Annotated in this window: 12 protein-coding genes; 7 read left to right on the forward strand and 5 right to left on the reverse strand. The window is 51.1% G+C overall.

Features of this window, described 5'->3' with window-relative positions; genetic code table 11:
• Nucleotides 1-81 precede the first annotated feature (81 nt).
• Together BMW93_RS07310 and BMW93_RS07315 are read right to left on the reverse strand one after the other, a co-directional pair.
• Nucleotides 82-1506 (reverse strand): BamA/TamA family outer membrane protein, encoded by a 1425-nt coding sequence (locus BMW93_RS07310; protein WP_090374577.1) that lies wholly within the window; start codon nucleotides 1504-1506, stop codon nucleotides 82-84.
• Nucleotides 1507-1682: 176 nt separating this feature from the next.
• On the reverse strand, nucleotides 1683-4046 hold the full coding sequence (locus BMW93_RS07315) for a TonB-dependent receptor (protein ID WP_177194040.1): 2364 nt from the start codon (nucleotides 4044-4046) through the stop codon (nucleotides 1683-1685).
• Nucleotides 4047-4240: 194 nt separating this feature from the next.
• Here BMW93_RS07315 and BMW93_RS07320 point away from each other — a divergent pair, with 194 nt between their 5' ends.
• The 6 genes from BMW93_RS07320 (at nucleotide 4241) to BMW93_RS07345 (ending at nucleotide 14452) form a co-directional block, all read left to right on the forward strand.
• Entirely contained in the window at nucleotides 4241-4438 is a 198-nt protein-coding gene (locus BMW93_RS07320) for a hypothetical protein (RefSeq protein ID WP_090374579.1), read from the forward strand.
• Nucleotides 4439-4737: 299 nt separating this feature from the next.
• Nucleotides 4738-8130, forward strand: coding sequence for a SusC/RagA family TonB-linked outer membrane protein (locus tag BMW93_RS07325; RefSeq protein ID WP_090374580.1), 3393 nt, complete (start codon nucleotides 4738-4740; stop codon nucleotides 8128-8130).
• Nucleotides 8131-8167: 37 nt separating this feature from the next.
• Nucleotides 8168-9811 (forward strand): SusD/RagB family nutrient-binding outer membrane lipoprotein, encoded by a 1644-nt coding sequence (locus BMW93_RS07330; RefSeq protein WP_090374581.1) that lies wholly within the window; start codon nucleotides 8168-8170, stop codon nucleotides 9809-9811.
• 91 nt (nucleotides 9812-9902) lie between these two features.
• Entirely contained in the window at nucleotides 9903-11234 is a 1332-nt protein-coding gene (locus BMW93_RS07335; RefSeq protein WP_229240255.1) for a hypothetical protein, read from the forward strand.
• A 29-nt stretch (nucleotides 11235-11263) separates the two neighbouring features.
• Complete coding sequence (locus BMW93_RS07340) at nucleotides 11264-12622, forward strand: PhoPQ-activated pathogenicity-related family protein (protein ID WP_090374582.1); 1359 nt, start codon at nucleotides 11264-11266, stop codon at nucleotides 12620-12622.
• 48 nt (nucleotides 12623-12670) lie between these two features.
• Nucleotides 12671-14452 (forward strand): metallophosphoesterase family protein, encoded by a 1782-nt coding sequence (locus BMW93_RS07345; protein WP_090374583.1) that lies wholly within the window; start codon nucleotides 12671-12673, stop codon nucleotides 14450-14452.
• Nucleotides 14453-14601: 149 nt separating this feature from the next.
• Here the strand turns inward: BMW93_RS07345 and BMW93_RS07350 are convergent, their stop codons facing one another.
• Nucleotides 14602-15888 (reverse strand): hypothetical protein, encoded by a 1287-nt coding sequence (locus tag BMW93_RS07350; protein WP_090374584.1) that lies wholly within the window; start codon nucleotides 15886-15888, stop codon nucleotides 14602-14604.
• A 146-nt stretch (nucleotides 15889-16034) separates the two neighbouring features.
• Here BMW93_RS07350 and BMW93_RS07355 point away from each other — a divergent pair, with 146 nt between their 5' ends.
• A complete protein-coding gene (locus BMW93_RS07355; protein WP_090374585.1) occupies nucleotides 16035-17273 on the forward strand; it encodes a DegT/DnrJ/EryC1/StrS aminotransferase family protein in 1239 nt (412 codons plus the stop codon).
• Here the strand turns inward: BMW93_RS07355 and BMW93_RS07360 are convergent.
• On the reverse strand, nucleotides 17251-17766 hold the full coding sequence (locus BMW93_RS07360; RefSeq protein ID WP_090374586.1) for a GNAT family N-acetyltransferase: 516 nt from the start codon (nucleotides 17764-17766) through the stop codon (nucleotides 17251-17253). The genes BMW93_RS07355 and BMW93_RS07360 overlap by 23 nt on opposite strands.
• A gap of 1 nt (nucleotide 17767) precedes the next feature.
• Nucleotides 17768-23851, reverse strand: a complete 6084-nt coding sequence (locus BMW93_RS07365) for an alpha-2-macroglobulin (protein WP_090375060.1) — start codon at nucleotides 23849-23851, stop codon at nucleotides 17768-17770.
• Between the last annotated feature and the right edge of the window lie 35 nt (nucleotides 23852-23886).

Below are 23886 nucleotides of genomic sequence, written 5' to 3' on the forward strand. Positions count from 1 at the left end.
TTGAGAAATTATCGTGCCTTATAACTAATTCGACTGCCCATCCATTGCAATTTATACATATTTGGTTCTCGGGATACCCATTTAAAACTCTCTTGCAAGGTTAAAAAAGAACCGCCGTTCGCCCAAACCGTTCAGTGTAACATTGAACCGCGCGACGATATTGTAGAACGTCACCACGTCCAGTCCCGCCCCGGCGCCAAACAGCGTGGAATTGCCTAACCGGGTGTTGCTGAACTCGGGATAGCTGTTTTTTACATAGCCCGCGTCTGCAAACGTATTAATGTAAGCCGCGAGGGGAATGGTATTGAACTGCCGGACCGGAATGAACGACAAATGCTTCTGGATCGAGAAAAGCCTGTATTTCAATTCGTTTTTAATCAATGCATAATCCTGCCCATCGATCACATAAAGCTCGTACCCGCGCACGAGGTCGTTGCGGTAGCCCAGCCCGACGGTTTGCACGTAAGGCTGGCGCTTCGGAAATGAAACCCGTCCGCGGACATTGGTATTGAAAAACCACTTCTTGCCAAGCGGGATGAATTTGCGGTAAGAGCCGTACAGGTAGAGCGTGTTGACGTCGTCGGAAGGCAATAGCCCGGTTTTGGAAATTTGTAACCCGCCGGTTTGACCCTGCAAGGCGTATTGCACGTTGTCGCGCTTGTCGTAGCTGTAAGTGTAGGTCAATTGGAAATAACGTTGCCGTTTATCCCCATTCAGCAGGTAATTGGGATTGAGCTTCGCTACCGTGTCCGAAATCGTGAGGTAACTCCACCGGAGGTCGACGGAATGGAAGGTGTAGTACTTGTTGCGGCGCGTCAGGCTCACGTAAGTAAAGAACCGCTCCCGGTTGATCTCCTCGCTGCTCAGGTATTGCAGCTTGTCACGCCAGGTCCTGAATGCGGTGTTTTTATTAATGGAATAAGAAGCCCCGACGGTAATCCCTGTTTTTTGCGCCTTATCGATGTAGGGCAACGTATAGGCTAGTTCGAACTTGGGGATGAAGCCGAACTCGGCCAGGAAACGGAGCTTGTCGGCGCGGCCCGTCACATTACCGTAGCTGAGATATACGCCGTAGGTCGTCCGCGAGAGGTCCCGCTTTCGTTCGTACCACCATTCGTTGAAATTCCGGTCGGCCAGCTGAAAAACGGGCAGCATAATAAAGTACCAGCGTTCCTTCACCACAATACGGATATCGGTGTGGACAGAGTCCGGATTAGGTTTCGTAAGCAGGTCGACGGTGACGAACAGGTTGGTATTAATCACCTTCCTGCGGTCGATTTCGAGTTTTTCTTTGAGCGTTTCGGTCGTTAATGTATCATCCCTGCGGATGGCCATCTCCCGCATGATGATGCCCGTACGGGTACGATGGTTCCCTTCCACCGTAATATCGCCCACGATCAAGCTGCCGGAACTATCGGCAACGACCGTCTGCGCAGCGGCAATAGGGGAAATCAACAGTAAAAAAAGCAGAAAGTAAATCTCCTGACAGCACTTCTTAGGGTTCATTCTTCACGGTCCGTGTTTCGGTATTGAAACGATACTTCCTGTTAATATGATAAAATTTTAACAAAAATAGGGGTTCGTGAAGAATGGGTAGCAATTAGTTGATGGAAATAGCCTGTATCGCGTACTGCTTATGGTGATGGAATTGAAATCGGGGCGCGGCAAGCGCCCCGATCGGATCAGAACTTGATAGTTACCGAGCCTACCAGCTGGCGGAGCGGTTGTGGCAATCCCCAGTTGGAAAAGGTAGCCTCGTTGGCGAGGTTGTTGCCTTTGAGCGTCACGCGCCATTTGGGCTGATCGTAAAAGAGCGAGGCATTGATCAACGTGTAACCCGGGATGGTGATGACGTTGGCCGCTTCGAAATAGCAATCTGACACGTAGTTACCGCCGAACCCGAGGCCAAAGTTGCGCAGCGTCTTGCCGGTGAATTTGTAGCTTACCCAAAGGTTGGCATAGTCCGTCGGGACTTGCGCCACGTAGTTGCCTTCGAATGCGGCAGCTTTCACCACCTTGTTGTCGTTTTTGGCATAACCGGCCACGATATTCAGGCCCGGCACCGGGTTTGCGACGAGTTCGAACTCATAACCCTTACTTTTCTGCTGGCCGTCCTGGATCGTAAAACTGTTTTCGATGCGGGTCGCATTGTTGATCGAAATATCATAGTAGCTAACGGTACCCGTGAGTTTACGGTTAAAAGCCTCTGCTTTCAGACCAAATTCCCACTGGTTGGCATTCAAAGGCTTGAAGGCGGAGGTAGTACCATCGGGCTGGACAACCGGTGCAACATTCTGGAAACCATTCATATAGTTACCAAATATCGAAAGCTGCTCGGGAGCCACCTGGTACACAAAACCGAATTTGGGCGAAACGGCGGTTTGCTTGTAGTCGTTGGTGCCTTTGATACCGTTGGTAATGGTCGCAATGTTTACGAAACGGTCGATGCGCACGCTCAGCATTACAATCAGTCGTTCCGTAAGGTTGATCACGTCCGAAGCATAGGCGCTGTAAGTACTCAGGCGCGTCTGGTTATTGGAATTCGTTTTGGTTGCCAGGATGTCGTTCACCTTGTCGAGGTTAATGCCCGGGATCGGCTTGTTGGTATTCACGACATCATAAGTTCCGACATCGGTGTACCGTAGCTGGCTGGTAAACGTGTACACGTCCAGGCCCACGAGCAAGCGGTTACGCAGGCGACCGAGGTTGAAATTGCCGGTAAAGTTTTGCTGCGCATTGATAGACGTAAAAATGCGCGGTCCGTAGTTCGAAATGTTGCGGTTAAAAGTCGTGTCACTGGTCCAGTTGGGATAAATCTGGTTGCTGTGCTCGATGCGGTTGTTGCCGATCGTCACGTTCGTCTGGGAAGTCCATTTGGAATTAATGGCATACCTGGCGCCGACCGCGTAATTGAGTGCGGTGAGATCGGCGTCGATATTTTCGCCACCCAGCGATGTCTTGCTGGCAACCGGAATATCCTTGAAATTCGTGTAGGAGGTTTTGTTCATATTCTGGTAGTAGGCTACGGTCGAGCGATTGGTCGCATTCAGCTCGGCGTCGAAGGTGAGCGTCAGACGGTCGTCGACTTTGTAGAGCAGGCTTGGGGTGGCGGTGTAGCGGCGGTTATGGCCGAACGTCTGCCAGGTACCTTCCGAGTGTGCGGCCGCATTCACGCGCAGGAGCAATGTCTTATCTGCATTAAGCGGCGTGTTGACGTCCGCGGTAAAACGGCTGAGCTCGTAGCTGCCTGTGGTATACGAAACTTCCCCTTTGAATGTCTCGAAAGGCTTTTTGGTAACCTGGTTGATCAACCCGCCAAAGCTCACCAGGCTCGACCCGAACAGGGTGCCCGACGGCCCCTTGATCACCTCCACGCGTTCCAGATTGATCGGGTCGGACTGGTATATCTGGACGGCCATGCCGTTCCGCACGGTGGTGGTAGCTGAAAAGCCACGAATCGTAGCACCGGTACCGCCCGCCGGGTTGTTGACAGGCGCTACCCCGGCCACATTCCGCAATGCGTCCTTGAAATCGGTTATGACCTGTTCGTTGATCAGGTCCTTGTTGACTGCGCTGTAAACCTGCGGGTTTTCGAGATTTTTCAGCGGAAGCCGGGCCACGTAATCCGTTTCCTTGTCGGCAAAACGGTTGACATTACCTTTTACCTGTACTTCTTCGAGTTGGTTGGAGTTCTCTTTGAGGTTTACGACAGGTACCGTGATCGTTTCTTCGGCTACGACATCGACGGGTATTTCGACAGCAGTGTAACCTACAAGCTGTACGACGAGAATCTGGCTGCCCTCGGCTACATTCCGGATGATATACTCGCCCTGTTCGTTGGTGATTGAACCTTTGGAAGAGCCTTTAATGGATACATTGACAAAACCGGCCGGCTGGCCGTCAGAGGTTTGCACGAGCCCGCGTACATGGCCGCGGCCCTTTTCAGGAGTGAGCGCGAAGGCGCATTGGAATGAGATCAGTAAGGCAATAGCCAGATGGACTACACGCGTGATGGCGCCAGCGCGGTGCAGGTAATGATTTTTCATATTATTTATAAATGATCTAAATAAAAATACAAACATATGACCCATTTCTGTTTCCGCCAACAAAACCTGAAAAATTTGCGGGTTATCCGCTTCGGGAAAAAGGAGCGGTGCATTGAGAAAAATCCGTGTTGCCGGAGTAGTCTGTTCTCGAAGTTTGCGAGTATCCTTGTCGCATACCAAAACCAACTAACACCATGTCATTCTCCCGGGCTGAAATATTGATTAACAAGCTAATCAGCAATAAGATATCCGAGGACGAACTGGCGGAATTGCTCGCGGGAATTTCCGATGATGAAAGAGGTAGAACATACTCAGACGCCCTCGAAATTTATTTCAACCGTTTGTTACGAGAAAGCCGGCCGAACGGTGAAGCCGGGCCGAAAGATGCATAGCAGATTACAGATATTACAAATACTCACCCTCCTCTATCAATTGTTTGTTCAGAAATTAAAAAAGCCAGATCCGACCGAATAGCCCAAACGACACCATCCCCAGTAATGTGAGCAGGATTTCATGAAGTTTTTTTCCGGGAGCAACCCTTCCGGGAGGCGATCCGCTACTCACTCTGATACCAAATGTTATGAATACCGCTGACACGGATTATATAGGTCTGTCGTGCCTTACATTTTTTAACATAAAGCTCTATTTCTCAGTATCATGAACAGTGCCCATCACCTTAAATACAAAAACTATGGACCCAAATTTTACTGCTAGCCTGCGAAGGTTGCTCTTATGCACTTTCGTGGCCGTTTTTCTCGTCAGTCCGGCATTTGCGGGGAAAAATTTCGATAAGACGATCAAGGGAAAAGTCACTTCCAAAATAGACGGCGCAGCATTGCCCGGCGTCAGCATCATTGTGAAAGGCAGCCAGGTTGGTACATCCACGGACGCCACCGGTGATTATTCCATCAATGTTAACGAGGCTTCCAAACCCGTGCTTGTTTTCTCCTATATCGGGCATGAAACCCAGGAAGTTGTTGTAGGAAACCAGTCGGTGATCGACGTGGTGCTCGTCGAAGGGGTCGAAACGCTGAACGAAACCGTCGTAACGGCATTAGGCCTTTCGCGTGAGAAGCGCTCGCTGGGTTATGCGGTGGGCGAAGTAAGTGGCAAGGATATCAGCCGCGTAGCACAGGAAAATGTACTGAATTCGCTAGCCGGCAGGGTACCGGGCGTGAGTATCAGCTCCACGGGTGGTACGGGGTCGTCGGTGAGCATGATCATCCGCGGTGCCACATCCCTCAGTAGCGATAACCAGCCGCTCTTCGTGGTCGACGGGGTGCCCATCGCCAATACGCTGAACAATGTAAGCCAGATTGGTAACGACAACCGCGTCGATTACGGGAATGCGATTTCAAGTCTTAACCCCGACGACATCGAGAGCGTTTCGATCCTCAAAGGACCGAACGCGGCGGCGCTTTACGGTTCTCGCGCAGGCCGCGGGGTCGTGCTGATTACCACGAAAAGCGGTGCCAAGTCGAAAAAAATGACGGTATCAATCAATTCCAACACCGTTTTTGACAAACCTTACAAATACCTGAACATGCACAGCAAGTTCGCAACGGGTATTCTTCCTTTTACACCGGACAACAATCCGTATCCGGGCGGTGTGCTGGAGATCGACGAAGGCTCGGCCGGTGGTGTAGGTCCGGAGCTCGACAAAGGCTACAAGGCTATTCAATGGAACAGCCCTAAAGACGCCAACGGCAACCCGATTCCTACCGACCTCGTTTCGCATCCGGATAATGTGAAGAATTTCGTGCGTACCGGCATTACAACTACTAATGGTGTTGCCATCTCGAACAGCAACGACCTGGTAACTTACCGCCTGTCGTATTCGAATATGACCAACCGGGGCATTATCCCTAATTCAGATTTGTTCCGTAATTCATTAAATATCAATTCGTCGGTGAAGCTTGCAAAGAAACTGACGTTGAGCACGAATGTTGACATTAGCCGCAACAACTCCAATAACCGCCCTGCTACCAACCGCGGAACCAACCCGTTGCAATGGGCCTATGCCGTGTCCCCGCACATCGATATCCGCGATCTGCGCAATTACTGGGTACCCGGTCAGGAGGGATTGCAGCAACTCTCGCAAGGTCCCGGCGATTATAACAACCCCTGGTTCCTTGCCTACGAAGTCAACAACAGCTTTGTCCGCGACCGTGTTTTCGGAAACGTCAAGGCCGACTGGCAAATTACGCCGCATTTGAGCCTGATGGGCCGCTACGCGCTCGATACGTACCGTGAGGAGCGCCAGACGAAGATCGGCAACAGCTACACCAACGACAGCCGCGGAGGTTACGGGGTGATCAACCTCACCCGGTTCGAGCGCAACGCTGATTTCTTGCTTAGCTACAAACGCGATGTCAACAATTTCAGTTTCTCGGTGTCGGGCGGTGGAAATACCCGTTACCAGAAGAATATGGATGTCAACAATGCGAGCGGAAACGGTACGGGGCTGGTGATTCCGGGACTCTATACCCTGTCGAACATCGCGCCGGCCAACATCCGGTATTCCAGCTACTTATCGGAAAGAGCAGTTTTCAGCGTCTACGGATTGGCCAATATTGGTTTCAAAGACATGATTTACCTCGATCTGACAGCACGCAACGACTGGTCGAGTACATTGCCGAAGGCTAACCGATCGTATTTCTATCCGTCGGCGTCATTGAGCGTACTGCTGAACGAGGTGTTCCGGATGCCCAATCAGATCAGTTTGCTGAAAGCAAGAGGCAGCTGGGCACAGGTGGGTAACGATACCCAGCCATACAATTTGCTGGCGACGTTGGGTAATTCAGGTGCCTGGGATGGTATTACCCGTTTGTCGAAATCGGGATCGATACTGCTTCCCGACCTCAAACCGGAGATCGCAACATCCTACGAATATGGTCTCGACCTGAACCTTTATCAAAACAAGGTTCGCCTGACCGCCACTTATTATCAGGTAGAAAATCGCAACCAGATTATCCCGACCAAACTTCCGGGATCGAGTGGTTTTGGTTCGAAAAACATCAATGCGGGCTTGCTCGTGAGCAAAGGACTTGAATTTACATTGGGCGGAACCCCGATCGATAAAAATGGCTGGCGCTGGGATATTAATGCGAACTGGTCGAGAAACCGCACGACGATCAAATCGCTGTCGGATGGTCTTGAATTCTACACCCTCTGGACCGACGCGAAAGGCGGAGCCTGGACTTACGTAGGCGATAAGATCGGGGACATTTACGATAATGAGCTCGTGACTGTTACGGACAAGAGCTCGCCTTACTACGGCTATCCTATTCTGGATGAAAACGGTTCGTGGCAGTCGATTGCCGCTTCCAAAACCCGCAACAAGATCGGTAACTTCAACCCTGACTTCCTGATGGGTTTGCAAACATCTCTTTCATACAAAGGTTTCACCCTGAATATGTCGTTCGACTGGCGCCAGGGAGGTAATTTTGTATCTCAAACCTACCGTTACGGCGAGTCCGACCTGAAATCGCAACGCTTTTTGGATAACCTGATCAATCCGAACGGTATGACGGGCGACCAGTTGCGTAATTACCTGGTCAACAACAATAAAGTGGTCGTTACCGGTAACCAGTTCAATATCGTCGGTGGGCCTACCAAAGAATATGGCGGCTTCCCGTTTGAGTACGGCGGCAATACTTACGACTATGCGGTGTTCAACCCGGGTGTAATTGCACAGTATAATGAAGCCGGAGAAATCACCGGTTATACCGAAAACCTGGGCGGCAAGGATACGAAATACATTCCGTATGGCGACAACTATCCGTGGGATTTCACCCGTGCCGCTACATTCGACGCCTCGTTCATCAAACTGCGTGAAGTGTCCCTGGGCTACGACTTGCCTGCCACTTTCGTAAAACGTCTTGGCTTGCAAAGCGCCAATGTCGCCGTTTACAGCCGCAACATCATCCTTTGGACCAAAGCTAAAATCGGTATTGATCCGGAACAAGCATTCCAGCAGGAGTCCAGCCCGCAGGCGGGTACCCAGTTCAAGCAGGGTATCGAGCGTTACAATGTAACGCCGTGGGTGATACCCGTTGGTTTTAAACTTGGTTTAACTTTCTGATATAGAATCATATAGTCTATTTAATATAAATAAACTCATGAAAAAGCTTCATAACAAGTTCGTCATCATACCGCTGCTGCTGGCATGCATGGTCTTTTCCTGTAAAGACCTGACGGAGCTCAATGAAAACCCGAACGGCGTAGCGCCGGAGTCGGTGAACCCGAACCTCGTATTGCCTACCGTATTGACCGAGGCTGCGAAACTGTATGTAAACCTGGGCTATCAGGATATTGCGGGCGTCGTGCAGCATACGCAGAAAGATGCGTGGTCGAGCGGGCATAACGATTACGATTGGGGCGGCGATCAGAGCTGGAACGCCTATTACGACGTGCTCCGCAACAACGATCTCGTGTATCAACGGGCAGTTGCATCGAATTTCGAGTTTCACCAGGGTGTCACGCTGGTCATGAAATCGTTCATGTTCGGCCTCATCACCGATCTCTGGGGCGATGCGCCTTATACCAATGCATTGAAAGGCGAAGCAGGTGCGGTAACAGACATTCTGCCGACATTCGATAGCCAGGATGTGATTTATGCGGGAATTATCGCCGACCTCGAAAAAGCGAATACATTGCTCTCCAAACCGAAAGCCGATTACGAAGGGATTGTCGATAACGTGGACGTTTTTTACGGTGGTGACCCCGCGAAATGGCGCAAAATGGCCAATTCACTCTTGCTGCGGTACTATATGCGTATTTCAAGCAAACAACCCGACATTGCCAAGGCAGGTATCGAGAAAATCGTAGCCAATGCTGCGAATTATCCTATTATCACATCCAATGCGGATGATGCTACCATGGGCTTTCCCGGCAACAGCGATGCCGATTCATGGCCTGCCAACAGCGTGATCGACGCCAGCGGAAGCAACTATCGCCGCATTAAAATGTGCGCGACACTGGTGGAAAAATTGCAGACATTGAAAGACCCGCGCCTCGGAATCTGGGCGAACAAAGTTGAAATTCCATTGGTAGTAGACCCGACGCAGCCAGCCGGAACCGACAAAATCGTAGACGGCAAGCGCATTCTTTCGCCGGACAAGGTTAAGAATACACAAGTTGACACCGATCCTGAATATGTGGGTTTGCCGCCTAGCTTCTCGGCATTACCGTCGGCCTACAACCTGAACCCGACTCCGGGCCAGACGTCGTTCAACCCGCACGTATCTTTCCTGAATAACATTTACAAGGCCGCGAAAGGCCCGTTGCTCCGCGCGCGGCTGATCTCGGCTGCGGAGGTGAATTTCATCCTCGCCGAGGCTGCATTGAAAGGTTGGGCTGCCGGTACGGCGAAAGAACGCTACGAAGCAGGTGTCAAGGCGTCTATGGAAACCTGGACCGTGGGCGACAAATATGCCGCTTACCTCGCTACCCCGGGCGTGGCGTTCGACAATACCGCAAAACAGGTTCTCGAACAGAAATGGATCGCCAGCTGGACGGCTGCTACCGAAGCGTGGTTCGATTTCCGCCGCACCGGTTTGCCTGCATTGAAAGCAGGCCCTGCCGCCAAACGCGAAGTTTTGCCGGTGCGCTTCTATTATATGCAGGATGAATTGCGGATCAATAAAGCGAATGCGGAAGCAGCGGTGAGTAAGCTTGAAATTACCAGCTATTCACAGGCTGATAATGGCAATAGCGCGTGGTCGAAACAATGGCTTTTGCAGGGAACCGGCAAGCCGTGGTAGTCATATTGTTTTTAAGGTGAGTATTTAAAACCGGGACTGTGGGGCCATCCCGCAGTTCCGGTTTAGTTTTTAACCGATAAACCTATCGTCAATGAAAGCCAGGGCCATTCTTTTTTGCTTTTTAAGCTTGTGCCTGAGCCAGGTCACGGTCGGGCAGCATTTCAGGGCTGCGGCTGCGGTGCGGGTGATCACGCCCGATCCGCTGTTACCGGTTTCAGGCGGCATTGGTACACCCAAAAAAGCGACTCAGAAGAATGGCGAGCTGTATGCCAGGGCATTTGTCATGGAAAAAGGCGCTGTCCGGATCGCGATCGTGAATGTGGATAACCTCGGCTGGCCGGCCGCGTTGGGGAACAAATCGCGGAAGCTGATCAAAGGCATCGCGCCGGAGAATGTGCTCATAGGCGCTACGCATACGCATAGCGGGCCTGATGCGTATGGTTTTCCCAATGAAAAAGGCGAGTCGTTTGCCGATATGGCTTACCTCGACCGCTGCGTACAGCAAATCGCCGATGCCGTGAACGAGGCGGTAGGGAAACTGGAAGACGCTTCACTGAAAATCGCGGTGGGCGATGCGAAAGGCAAGATCGCCTACAACTACTACGCCGACCAGCTTTATGATCCCCGATGTGGTGTGATACAGGCCGTGGCTACTTCGGGGACTAATAAAGGCAAGCCCATTGCTACGCTGGTGAATTACGCAATCCACCCGGAGGTAATCGGCTCTGGCAGGGGCATTCTGAGCCCGGACCTCTGCGGACCACTGTACGACCGCATCGAATCGCAGGGTGGCGGGACGGCCATTTTCATGAACGGCGCGCAGGGCGGAATGGTAACTGCGGATAACCGTTTGGAAGATGGAAAGGAAGCCAATGACTGGAACGAATGCAAAAGGATAGGAGCGTTGCTGGCCGACGAGGCATTGCGGATCGTGAAAGAAGCGCCGGTGCAGGAAAACCCGGATGTGTTTTGCGCTTCCCGCAGGATCGAGTTTCCGGTGGATTCGGAGATCATGCGTTATATCCTTCAAAAATCACCGATTAAAAATGAAATGGCCGGGGATAACCGCATTGTGACGCAGCTTAACCTGCTCAATATCGGTACGGCCCAGGTGCTTACGGTACCCGGCGAAGCATTGCCCAATATCGGGTATTATGTCAAAAGGCATATGAATACCAAACAGCCATTCCTTTTCGGATTGACGAACGACGCGTTCGGCTATATGCTCACGAAAGTCGATTTCAACAGTTTCAAAAGATATGACTACGTAAGCCGGACGAGCCTGGGCGAGATGACCGGCGAGATTTACATCGAACAGGCATTGAAATTAGTAAAAGATAGCCCCGTACCCGCAGGTGCCGCGCCTAGGCCGGCCGCGCCTAAGCCGGCCGCACCTAAGCCGGCCACCACTCCCGGAAAGTAAACCGAATCTTCAACCCAATACGCGTGATCATGTTTTTGAAAATAGCTGTAAGAACCGCTTCGTCAATATTGCTGGCCCTGGTAGCCATTGTTTTTGCAAATGCACAAAAGGTTACGCCTGAAAATGCATTGGAAAGTTATCTCCATAATGGCGACAAAACCTTCAAATGGGAGCTGAAAGAGACATTCAAACGTGACGATCTGACATTTTACCAAATACTCGTTACCTCGCAGAAATGGCGCGAGTTCACCTGGACACACCAGATGACGGTGATCGTCCCTAAGGAAAACCGCCACGACGACGCATTGCTCTTCATCACAGGCGGTTCCAACGCCAACGGACAGCCGAATTGGAACAGCAAAAAGGATGAAAAAATGTACGAATCGCTCGGTGCGGTGGCTACCACTAACCAGGCTATCGTGGCCTTGCTGAAACAGACGCCCAATCAGCCGTTTTTTGACGACCTCACCGAGGATGCATTGATTTCCTACACTTTACACAACTTCAAAAAGGATAAGGATTACACCTGGCCGCTGCTTTTTCCGATGGTTAAAAGCGCCGTAAAGGCAATGGACGCGGTGCAGCAGTTTTCGCAAAAACAATTGAAGCATACCGTCAATAGCTTCGTCGTTACGGGTGCATCCAAACGCGGCTGGACTACCTGGCTCACGGGTGCGAGCGACAAACGCGTGGAGGCGATCGCGCCCATGGTGATCGACGTGCTGAATATGCCGGTAAGCCTGGATTACCAGATCAAATCATGGGGAGATTATAGCGTGCAAATTGAAGATTATGTGAAGTTGGGCATTCCGCAGTCAACCGGCTCGCCCGATGGGCAGGCCATTACGACGATGATCGACCCGTACTCCTATCGCGCCAAGCTGACGATGCCGAAGATGATTTTCATGGGAACGAACGATGAATATTGGGTGGTGGATAATATCAAAAACTACCTCGACAAGATTCCCGGCAAAAACATGCTGCATTATGTACCCAATGCCGGTCACGACCTCGGCGACGGCAAGCAGGCGATGGAAGCGTTGAGCGCATTCTTCGGCGCGACGATTAACAAACGGCCTTATACCGAATGCAAATGGAGCCAGTCGGTAGCCAACCGGAAGGTAAACCTGGACATTAAGGCTACGCCGGACGCATTGGTGGATGTGATCCTGTGGTCGGCCAACTCGCCCGATCAGGACTTGCGGAATGATACCTGGACCGCCCAAAGTTTGAAAATCAGCCAGAAATCCAATGTGAAAGTGACTGCGGAGTTACCAGCCAGCGGCTTTCGGGCATTTTATGTGGATTTGAAATACAAAACCCCGCAAGGCGATGTCTACACCGAGAGTACCAGGGTGTTTTTGACGGATAATAAGTCGGTTCTGTAAATCCCGGAAATAGGTGTATCTATACCTGACGGGAAACTTGAAATAGCCATGATCAAAATTAAAAGAATATACTGGTGGGCCTTGCTATGCCCGGTTTGGATGTCTTTCTATGCCACAGGTAGTGAGCAACCGGAAAGAACGGTGAAGGAAGTGGTCGATCGTGCTGTAACCAAGTTATACGCATCCCTTACACCCGCTCAGCTGGATACGATTTCGGACAACTATATTCTGGGTGTTCTCAGCGACCGTGATAAGGAGACGTTGTCGACGCGTTTCTGGACTTTCGAGGTAAATGTGCCCGTTCGCGTTTCGCTCATGCGGCATACGGGCCAGGCAGTGGTGCCTTTCTGGCTCTCCAAAAGCGGCTTTCGGAAGACGCAGATGGTCGTCAAAAACGAGGAATATACTTACGAAGTGTGGCAAAAGGATTTCGAAAAAGGCCAGGTAGGGCTGGGTATCAATGGTTTTGATAAAGACAGGCCGGTATACTTCATCAGCGTGGCGCCACTCGACAAAGCTGAAAAACTCACCGTTTCGAATGTGGTTCCTGCGCAATATGCATTGAATACGATGCAAAAAGGCGCATTTACCTATCATGACTGGGACGGCCTCGTGTTGACCGAAGTGCCCGACGAACTGAAAGGCCAGACGCTCTTCACGACCGTGCGAGGACGAGCGCGTGAGGCGCATCTGGTGAATGCATTCCGGCGAACGTCGACGCCCTCTTCCGAAAAACCCGATCAGGTGATCATGACGTGGAGTGGAGACCCTGCCACCACGGCGAATATCCAATGGCGCACGAGCCCGAAGGTGCTCAGAAGCAAAGTTAAATACTGGAAACCGGGGACCTCCGATACGCTCTTTACCGATGCTTCGGCATTCAATATGGAAGACAGGCTGTTGCAGAACGACCGGTTCGTGAACCGCTTTACCGCGCAACTCAAAGGGCTGAGCCCTGGTTCATCCTACCGTTATTCGATCGGGACCGGACCATCGCAATGGTCGGCACCAGCTTCGTTCCAAACCGCTTCCGACCGTGTGAAGGACTTTTCGTTCATCTGGTTCGGCGATACGCATTATTCGCCTATCTGGGGCGATATGGCCCAAAAATCCATCAAACGGCATCCTGAAACCGCTTTTTTCTCCATCGCCGGCGACCTGGTAACTACCGGCCTGCACCGGGATGACTGGGATCAGCTCTGGGCACACGCCGGGCCGACGTTCAGCACGCGGCCATTAATGCCGGTGCCGGGTAACCACGACAGCCAGGATGGCCTGGGCGCGTGGATGTACAAGGAGATGTTCAGCTTGCCGGAAAACGGCCCGGCCGGTCAGCCTTCCGAAATGACTTATGCTTTCAATTATCAGGACGCACTGTTCCTGATGATCGACGCCACACTTTCGGTGCCGGAGCAAAGCGCCTGGGTCGAGCATCAGCTCAAAAACTCGAAAGCCAGGTGGAAGTTTGCGATGTTCCATTTTCCGCCTTACAATTTTGAAGAGCCTTATGACGAAATCAAACGCGAATGGTGTACGCTTTTCGATAAGTATCACGTGGACATGGTCATGAGCGGGCATATGCATTATTACTTGCGCACGAAGCCGATGTTTGGCGACAAAGAAGTGGCGAGCCCGGCGAAGGGTACGATTTACCTGATGTCCATCAGCATTCCCGGCAAGCAGGAACGCTGGCCGAACGAAGATTACGCTTTGGTAAGGTATAAGGACGGCCCGCTTTACCAGCATATATCCATCAAAGGAAATACGCTGCATTACAAATGCCTGAACCCCGAAGGCGAGGTGAAGGACGAGCTGACGATTACGAAGTAGTTAAAAATAAAGCCATTCCGGTCGCCCGGAGTGGCTTTTATATCGCTTTCATTTTGTTGCCTTTGGCGTCGTGGGTTACTTCTGCCAGGCCCAGCTTTTCACAGAGATAGGACAATTCATGTGTTTCCCGATGATGCACATATTAAGTCTCACTCAAACCGCCTGTTCGCCCCGTTCAACTCCCCGTGCGAGCTGATAGCGACGGCGGTGAGGATGGCGAAAATGGCTATGATGAACAGGAAGTTGACGGCCCATCGACTGAGATTCAGGCCACGATCCGAGAAGGACGCCTCGGTTTTTTTCATGAGAACGACCAATAGAGCGACATTCAGGATGTATAGGTATTGCTCGACGCGGTAAAGACTTATGAATGCACAGGTGATGAGAATGCTGTAAACCGTGTACAAGCCCAGGTTGAGAAAGAAGAATTGTTGAATGTCCTCGTATTTGAATGTTAAAAGGGGCGCATTCGGCCGGATGTAGTATTTGAACATCGCGTAAGCGGCGAACGCGATAACGAGAAAAAGTGCTACCCATTGCACATAGGTAGTGATCCCGGCGGCATCAGCGAGCGGATCGAAGCCCTGGATCGTTTCGACCAGCCTTTTCGTTTCAAACGACTGGTCCCAGACGATGAACGGGATGATTAATGTTAGAATAATGATCGGTGCCAGTAGGTGCGAACGCGACGCCTGCGTGTCGGTGACCTCCCATTCGGAAGTGAAAGTGCCGTAAGCCATACCCACGCCACCGAAAAAGCCGATCGAGTATTCCATGACATTCCAGAAATTGAAATGAAGGCCGGACACGCTGCCCATTACCTGCAGAAAGTTGCCGAATGCGAACCCGAAACCACCGCCAAGTCCGGCGAAAACGGCCAGTCTCATGGCCGAATGTTGCTTGTGGCGGATCATGTACCAGAATAGCGCGACGGTCATACCCAGACAGGCGGCCCAGGCTTCCGAGCGGGGAGGTGTCATGAGCCAGCCGAGCTGCTCGATCAGGAGATAGTAAAACAGGATGGCGCCTGCCGTCATTTCGGTGATCAGTTGTGCCCATTGTACCGGTTTTTCGCGGGAGGAGGCCAGGGTAAGCCCGAATAACCCGCCGCCGATCAGCCCGAACAACCCGCCGATTACGCAGAGCATCAGAAACCCGTAATAGACATTCCCGAATTCGAGCCCGCGTGCGAAACCGACCACTTTGCCATAGCTGATAATGCCGCCTACGCCCCAGCCGGCCGCCGAGGCCAATGCCAGTTGAAATGCTTTTGCATACCAGTCTTTGCGCTTGGCGATGAGGACGATGCTCAATCCGCCGACACCACCAGCCCAGGCGGCGCCTTGCTCGTGCCCGAACTGGCCGCGGATGGCCCAGGCAGTGCCCAGCGAAATGCCTGCAATCAGCAGGGCGTAAAGTAGTTGTCTGTTATTCATGAAAGGGATTTGAATAAGGGTTTGTCGGATAAATACTGGATTGTCGTTGAAAAAGACTATAATCCGCCGCTGGCTAACAGCAAATAGCCTGATTCACTTTTGAGATCGTATTTCCAGTAAAATTACCACTACATTTCCCGACACCCATGAGCATCAAAAAGGAGCAACTCGCGATCCACGGCGGACCGAAAACCATTGACAAGACATTCCCCTGGCCGATTTACGATGAAAATGAGGTGAACGCCGTGGCGGCGATCGTCGAGAGCGGTAAATGGGGTAACCCCGATTGCGGAGACGAAGTGGAACGTTTCGAGCGGGCATTTGCCGATTACTGCGGGAGCAAGTATGCCATTACCTGCGTGAATGGCTCGGTGTCGCTCCGGCTGGCGCTGATGGCGTGCGGCGTGAAGCCTGGCGACGAGGTGATTGTGCCGCCTTATACTTTCATTACCACGGCTTCTTCGGTGATCGAATGCAACTGCGTGCCGGTTTTTGTGGATATAGATCCTGAAACGTACAACATCAGTCCGGAGGCCATTGAAGCGGCCATCACACCGCGTACCAAAGTGATTATTCCCGTGCATTTCGGCGGGTTGGCCTGCGATATGGATGCTATCATGGACATCGCGAAGCGGCACAAACTCAAAGTAATCGAAGACGCAGCCCACGGGCATGGGGCCGAGTATAAGGGAAAAAAATTGGGCTCAATTGGGCATGTGGGCAGTTTCAGTTTCCAATCTTCCAAAAACCTTACCTCCGGCGAAGGCGGCATTGTCATTACCGATGATGACGATTTGTATGCCACGATGCATTCGCTGAGGAATGTAGGCCGCATTGAGGGTGGGCAATGGTATGAGCATTATAATCCCGGGTGCAACTACCGCATTACCCAAATGCAGGCCGTGCTGCTCTCAGAACAACTTAAACGCCTGGAAGAACAAACCCGGCGAAGAAATAGTAATGGATTGTATTTAAATGATTTATTGGAAAAAATAGATGGAATATCCCCCCTGAAACGCAACGAGCACATTACATTGCACGGGTATCATATCTATATTTTCAAATACGATGCGGCAAAATTCGGCGGACTGCCCAAAACAGAATTTGCGGCCATGCTCGCCGCCGAAGGTGTGCCGAGCTTCAAGGGGTACCCGCATCCGCTGTACAAGCAACCCCTTTTTCAGAACAAAACCTTCATGTGCTATGCCATTCCCGACAGCGCGGATTACAGCCAAACATTTTGTCCCGTAGCCGAACAAGCCTGTGATACCGACGCCGTCTGGATTCTCCAACATGCTATGCTGGGAGAAAAAGAGGATATGGAGGCCTTTGCAAAGGCGATTTTAAAAATTCAGGAGGCCGTTACAGCGCTCGCCGCATCATAATGTCGGTCTGAATTTCGTCACCGAGTTTGAAAAGGTGCTTGTCAAATTCTGCAAAGCCATTTCGTTTGTAAAAGCCGATCGCCTTTTCATTCTCTTCCCACACGCCCAGCCACACATACGCGTACCGGCGCGCACAGGCGATTTCGATGGCCTTTTCATAAAATAGCTGCCCGATTTTCAGCCCCTGCCATGCCCGCAGGACATATATCCGTTCGATTTCCAATGCGGTATCGTCTTTCAGTTCACTTTGGGCGGGGCCGTGGTTTACTTTGAGATAACCGATCAGTTTGTCGCCATCGTAAGCCAGGTGAAATTCTGAATCCTCATTGCTCAGCTCGGAGGCAACCCGCTCTAAACTAAAACCGGTTTCCAGGTAATGCGTCATGTTTGCTTCCGTGTTGACGGAAGCAAACGATTCATAAAAAGTGTCAATCCCGATTTGCCGGACGGCTTCCAGATCGTTGATGGTGGCCTGAATAAGTTGAATGGACATGTTACTTCCGCGGTAATGCTCTTAATCTCACACCCTCGCTATGAGCGGTGAACTCCGGCGCGTACATGCATTGGATCGTGGTGATACCGTTGCTGAAATCGCCCTCGTGTGTTATAAAAAGCGGGTATTCGAACACATAAGTTCCTTTGCGCAATGCATTGAAGAAAAAATTGGTGCTCGCATCGCGCGTACTTTCATAATACCCGAGGCCGCCCTGCCAGCGATAGCCGCTCATGACATTCACCGGTTCGAGTCCTGACGCCCGCATGTCTTTCATATGCACATATTCCATGTCACGGTCGACGCGCAGCTCGATGCGGACCTTGATTTTATCACCCACCTTCACGGCTTCGCCTTCGCGTACGGGCGTGAGTACGGGGCCATTATCGCTGTTGCTTTCTACAAAAAGCTGTTTGGAGAGCTTTAACGGCGTTTCGGCGAAAGTGATTTTGTCGAGGTCTTCGAAGTATTGCCAGTAGACGGCGCCCCAGGTGGGGAGTTGGGAAGATGCGGAACCACCATTCACGGTAACGTCGATATTACCCATTTGTGCGGTAATGTCCGTGGCGATCGTCTTTTTGAAATAGCCTGTACCGCTTTCCGTTTTCTCGTCTTTTGAACTAACCTCCTTGTCGCCCAAGCGGACGCTGGCGCTCGGGGACTCGGCCAGCCAGTCGCTTCCATTCATCAAAAGCGCGTAACAAGCCTCCGCTGTGGCCTTTGTGCTCTCCCAGTTATTGGTTTGCTTGTTTTTCAGCAACCAGGTTTTCAAGTCCGCGACAGTCGCCGGGTCATTAGCGATTTCCTGGAAAGCCTCAATGAGTAATGCCTGGCGCTCAATGGGCGCTTCATGCCACCACCAGCCACGCTGGTTGGTTTTCCAGTACATGCCAAGTTCTTCGTTTCGAATAGCTGTTTGACGTAATGATTCCAGGATCTGATTCGCCGTTTTTGCATCTTGCGTGCGATGGCATATCAATGCCGTCATGCCTTGCAGCAGTTTGGTTTGGGAAACCCAGGTTAGTCTTGCCCGCTCGCGGTAATATTGGTACGCCTTCTGTGTCGCGGCAGGGATTGGTTTTTTGAAAAAGCTACGCGCATAAAGGTATTGTATTTCAAACGGGCCCGGGACATATTTTTTAAGGTCCGATTTGGATTTAACCAGCTGATCGTAATCCTCTTGAATGCGCTTGTCGATATAAGGCAGCGCTTTTTCCAGGATCGCATTGATATTTCCTGCCTGAGACGAATGCAATGCATTGATTTTCTGTAAATGCGCAATGCCTGTCACAATGTATTGCGTCATGTAGCGGTCGTCCGGGCCGCCTTTGAACCACACGAATCCACCGTTGGGACTTTGCATTTCCCGCAGTTTGAGCATGCTTCCGTTCAATTCGTTTTCCATTCTGACGAGGTCAAAAAGCAATGCAATGTTCCGCTTTTGTTCTTCTTCCGTTTTGGCAGCCAATACCCATGGCGTTTCCTGGGTAAGCAGCGATTTCAACTCCTGATTTTTAGCCAGATTGCTTTGCAGCGCATCCGTGCCTTTCCACGATTTGAAAACCTCGGCGATCCTCGGTGATGCATTCGCGATATGCGAGGCCAGCGAGTTGGCATAATAGCGGTTCCAGGTCTGCTCCGCACATTCATACGGATACTCCATTAAATATGGCAGGGACTGCACCGCATACCAGACAGGGTTGCTGCTGTATTCAACCGTGACAGACTGGTTAGTAAGTGTTTTGGATTTGGAGGAGTCCAGTAGTTTTTCAAATGTAAAATGCTTCGAACCATTTCCTTTCATCGATATGGGCATACTCTCGGTCACCAGCATTCGATTGGGCAGGACCGGTACCAGGTTTTCTTCGCCATCCGACAAGTTGCCTGCCTTCGCAACCGCCCGCCATGTCACCATTTTGGTGAAGCCTTTGGGTATTTCCAACGTGAAAAGCGTGGTGTTGCTTTGGCCCGCAGCGATCGAAAACCGGCTCGATGGCTTTTCGTTTTTGAAATGTTTATCCAACGCATCATTCGTTTCCGTATCAAACAACAAAAGCGAAACTTCTCCATTAACCGCTTCGCTGCTGAGATTTGCCACTTTTACCGGAAAGCTGATCTTGTCGCCTTCTCTCAAAAAGCGTGGGGCATTGGGCTGTACCATCAGGTCTTTCTGCGTAACGATCTCTTTGCTGCTGTAACCCAATGCCAGCTCCTGCGTATGCGCGAGCGCCTGGAATTTCCACCGGGTAAGCGCTTCCGGCATGGTGAAAGAGAAAGTAATGTTGCCTTCGCTATCTGTTTTCAAATCGGGGAGGAAGAAGGCGGTTTCGTTGAAGTTGGTGCGGATGGCAGGTGCCGGCTGCTTTTCCTGCGAAGCTTTTGGGTCGCGTAGGACGCCGTAGCCTACTTTCTCGACTTCATTCGCATTGGTTTCTCCCGTCATCACAGAGGAATCAGCCATTTCTTCTGCTGCTATTGGGGCAGATTTCGGGACAGCAAGAGAAGCCTTGGCGACACTCCGCATATATCTCGCATTGCCACCTCCGACTGGGGAGCTTGGTGGATAACTGCCGAATGTGTGCAAGCCCGAGATCAGTTCATCGTAGCGTTTTTCAAACGATTTGTATTCTCCTGATTCATCATATTGGATATCCGCATTCGTATCGTTAAAATTTCCGCTGTCCGACCAGCCTCCCAGGCCGAAGCGTACGGGCCAGATGTATGGTTTCCGCCATTGGTGCGGGTAGAACTGGTCGAGAGAGGCATCGTACATGCTTCCGAGCATTTCGGCGGCTAAGGATTCCTTTTTGTAACCGCTGATTTTGACTTTCCACGTTTCCTTACTGCCGGGCAGCGTTTTGTCCCTGAATGTCGCGTACTCGATTTGCAGATCCTTATTCGTCCACGGTACCGCAATGCTTTCGGTATACGTGTGAATGCGGTTGTGTTTTACAAATACATAATCCACCTGATAACCGCCCCGGTCTTCTTCCTTAGGCGTGTAGTCGAATCTTTTGAGTTCTTCATTTAAAGTGAGGTAAGAAAAGCCCGCAGGGCCGGATTTACGGTTGGTGGTGCTGATCACGGATGCTTTGTCGACCGAAGTTCCCAAAGTATAAGACGCTTTGTCGCCAGGCTCGGCGGGGGCGGCTGGTGTTGCTGCAATATATTGGGGGTAAGGTGGTTTGTTCGTTCCGGGGTCTTTGAGTTCGGTAAATTTAACCTCGGTCAGTTTTTCGCCGGCCGCATTCGTGCTGCTGATCTCGATTTTATACATGCCTGCGGAAAGGTTAAATTCCGAAACCGGTATCGGGCTATCCGGTTGCAGCGATACCGTCTTTGACACGGGTATTCCGGCTGTTTCCCAGTTTTCCATTTCCGTTTCGCGATCGTACTCGTCATGCGGGAAGCTGGCCGTGAATTCGTTTTTGGACATTGCAAAAAGGTCCGGCCGTTCCCAGTAACGCTTCCGGATAAGCCGGTTTTCGGGCATTATGCGGGTGATCCGGATCGTCGCTTCGGCCGGCGCAAACACGCCTGCGAGGTTTTCGGTGCGGATAGTAAGCGATTTGAATTGGCTTGCCTCCATTTCCGACGGTATTTCCACCTTCAATACATATGATTTGTAGCTGACCGATACGGTTGTTTCCGCGCTTCGAGTTTCTCCGTTGCCATCGGTCACGTCCGCGTGTATGGTATAATCGAATACGGAGTCGGTCTTTGGATCAACTTTACGGTCCGGAATAGCTTCAAAATCGAGATGAAAATGCCCCGAAGCATCGGTTACCGTCTCACCATACGTGATCACCATCGGTTCTTCCGACGCCCACCACCGCTTGCGCAGCCACGCGTACGGGAAGCGCGCCATGCGCACGACACGGTACTTCACCGTCGCCGCGTCGATCGCATTCCCGGCATATGCCATAGCCTTTCCGCTTGCTTTAATTGTCTCGTTGACCTTGTAAGTAGCTTTCAGCGTATCGAATTCGACCGCAAAACGGGGGCGTTTGTACTCCTCGACATAAAAATCAACCCGGAAATTGTCCCTCACCTGGATGTAGAAATTGCCCGGCAGCCCATTACCCGCGATCACAAATGACCCCGAGAAGCTTCCGTATGCATTGACATGGTGCTTCGATTCCGCTACGTGTTCAGCATTTGCATTATAAAGTACCGCCGTGAATTCCTGCTGCTGGTTTTGGAGCACGCCGTCGCCTTTCCCGACAATGCCTTTGTAATAGACCGTCTGGCCCGGACGGTACAGGCTTCGGTCTGTAAAGAGGAAAATACGTTCCGTTCCTTCTTCGCGCGGTGGCTCCGCATCCTCGTTGTAATAGTACCGGTTCTTATTTTCCTGCACGAACAGCCGGTCATTTCCATACGTGATGTCGAGCATGTGCTCTTCTCCGTAGTTGATTTGCCGGATATGCCCGCGTTGGAAATGGCCGTCCTTGTCGGCAGTGAGCAAAGGACCTTTGTTTTTGACATTGCTCCTGGTATTATAATCGTAACGTTTGTGCCACAGTTGTACTTTGGAACCCGGCAACGGCTCACCGGTTTCGCGGTTTAGGACAAAGAAATTGTCGCCTTTTTGGATAAAGCTAATGTCCGAAACATAGCATATCGCAGCGCCCGTTATGCCGTTCGCACGCTCGAAATCGGCTGTGGTGCTGGTGAGCAAAACATACTCCCCGGATGGAAGTCCATCGACTTTAACCTCTACGGAATGCTCCTGGTAATCTTTGGCGTCGGGAAGCGGCTGTTCCCAGGATTTGATCGGCTTTGCAGCGGCTAATGTCTTCCATTTCGTATTCCGCTCGTCATTTTCCAGATTTTTTCGGAGGAATTCATTGAGCTTAATGGCACGGAAGTATAGTTTGTCGAAGTTCCGGTATTTCACCAGCACCCGGAATGGCTTTGCAATGCTGTTAACTGTTTCGACGGATAATGCCAGATTTTTACGGGTGATGGTTTTGGAAAGGTTGTATGCATTTACTCCGCCTTCGGTCTCAGGATTGTCCCGGATGACCTGCCGGCAAATTTCCAGCGCTTTTACCCGCTCAAATTGTGATGCCGAATCCTTACCTGGCTTGTACCTATCTGCTTTTTCGTTCAAATAAGCTGCTTTCAGGTACCAGGCTTGCGCCGCTGCGGGTGTAGATTGGTACTGATCGGCCACGTGGCTGACGGCCAGAAAATAGAGCTCGCTCTCATCCGGGTGCACCGATTTCTGACTTACATACTGCAACCTTGCCAGGTCGACGTCGATCAATGCGGCGGGGTCTTTGTCGTCGAGATGAAAAGCGATCAGTTTCTGATACAGGAGCAGCGCATGGTGTTCCAACGAGGCCGAATCTTTTGTTTCAAACTTCCGGTGCGCGAAGTCCGCCGCGGGGTCAAATGCCGAGGCTGTATTGATTTCAAATGCATATGCAGGCTTTTTGATATTAGGCTCATCGGAAGAAAAGTAATCCAATGCCCTGAATGCCAGCAGATCGAACAACGTTGGGCGAAGCTTGCGCATATTGCCTTTGGTAATAATGGCGTCGTATTGATCAAGTTTGGTATTCTTTAAAATTGCTTCGTCCCGAATGGATTCCAGAAATAGCGCACCAATTTTTTGATGAAAGTCTTCGGTACCCCAGGTAGCAATATCCATTTTGTCGAAACCGGTCGTGGCCGTGCGGTTGTACAGCTGCCAGCGAACGGTTTGGTAATAATTGTAATACTCCGAAGCCACCAGGCTTGTCAGGATCGATCGGGTCGGGCCTTTGCTTTCGGTCATTTCCTTTTCCAATTCCCGGATCGAGAAAATGGAGTTGTTTTCCCTGTTTTCAGTCTGCAACTGGGTCATGTAAACAGCCGCTTTGATGACCTGCGCTTCCTGATTTTCTTTTTTCGCGAGCTGGTAAATGCTTTTGACCTGTTCCAGCGCGTCCTTATCGAGCCCCTTCCCCGTCAACTCACTGACTTTCTTCCATTCCGCATTGTAGCCCTTCACCGGGCCTTGTCCGTACGTGTGCATAGTTAATGATAAGATAATGGTGATGATCAGATAGTAACCGAAGGTGTACGCTAATTTCATCGTGTGAATGATTTGGTTTGTGATGAATTCGATAA

This window comes from Dyadobacter sp. SG02, assembly GCF_900109045.1.
In the GTDB taxonomy this organism is placed as follows: Bacteria; Bacteroidota; Bacteroidia; order Cytophagales; family Spirosomataceae; genus Dyadobacter.

Bases quoted from the DNA above. Each gene is read 5' to 3' on its own strand.
- BMW93_RS07330 (WP_090374581.1), top strand. From the start codon at position 8,168: ATGAAAAAGCTTCATAACAAGTTCGTCATCATACCGCTGCTGCTGGCA.
- BMW93_RS07350 (WP_090374584.1), bottom strand. From the start codon at position 15,888: ATGAATAACAGACAACTACTTTACGCCCTGCTGATTGCAGGCATTTCG.
- BMW93_RS07360 (WP_090374586.1), bottom strand. From the start codon at position 17,766: ATGTCCATTCAACTTATTCAGGCCACCATCAACGATCTGGAAGCCGTC.
- BMW93_RS07340 (WP_090374582.1), top strand. From the start codon at position 11,264: ATGTTTTTGAAAATAGCTGTAAGAACCGCTTCGTCAATATTGCTGGCC.
- BMW93_RS07315 (WP_177194040.1), bottom strand. From the start codon at position 4,046: ATGAAAAATCATTACCTGCACCGCGCTGGCGCCATCACGCGTGTAGTC.
- BMW93_RS07320 (WP_090374579.1), top strand. From the start codon at position 4,241: ATGTCATTCTCCCGGGCTGAAATATTGATTAACAAGCTAATCAGCAAT.
- BMW93_RS07335 (WP_229240255.1), top strand. From the start codon at position 9,903: ATGAAAGCCAGGGCCATTCTTTTTTGCTTTTTAAGCTTGTGCCTGAGC.
- BMW93_RS07355 (WP_090374585.1), top strand. From the start codon at position 16,035: ATGAGCATCAAAAAGGAGCAACTCGCGATCCACGGCGGACCGAAAACC.
- BMW93_RS07365 (WP_090375060.1), bottom strand. From the start codon at position 23,851: ATGAAATTAGCGTACACCTTCGGTTACTATCTGATCATCACCATTATC.
- BMW93_RS07310 (WP_090374577.1), bottom strand. From the start codon at position 1,506: ATGAACCCTAAGAAGTGCTGTCAGGAGATTTACTTTCTGCTTTTTTTA.
- BMW93_RS07345 (WP_090374583.1), top strand. From the start codon at position 12,671: ATGATCAAAATTAAAAGAATATACTGGTGGGCCTTGCTATGCCCGGTT.
- BMW93_RS07325 (WP_090374580.1), top strand. From the start codon at position 4,738: ATGGACCCAAATTTTACTGCTAGCCTGCGAAGGTTGCTCTTATGCACT.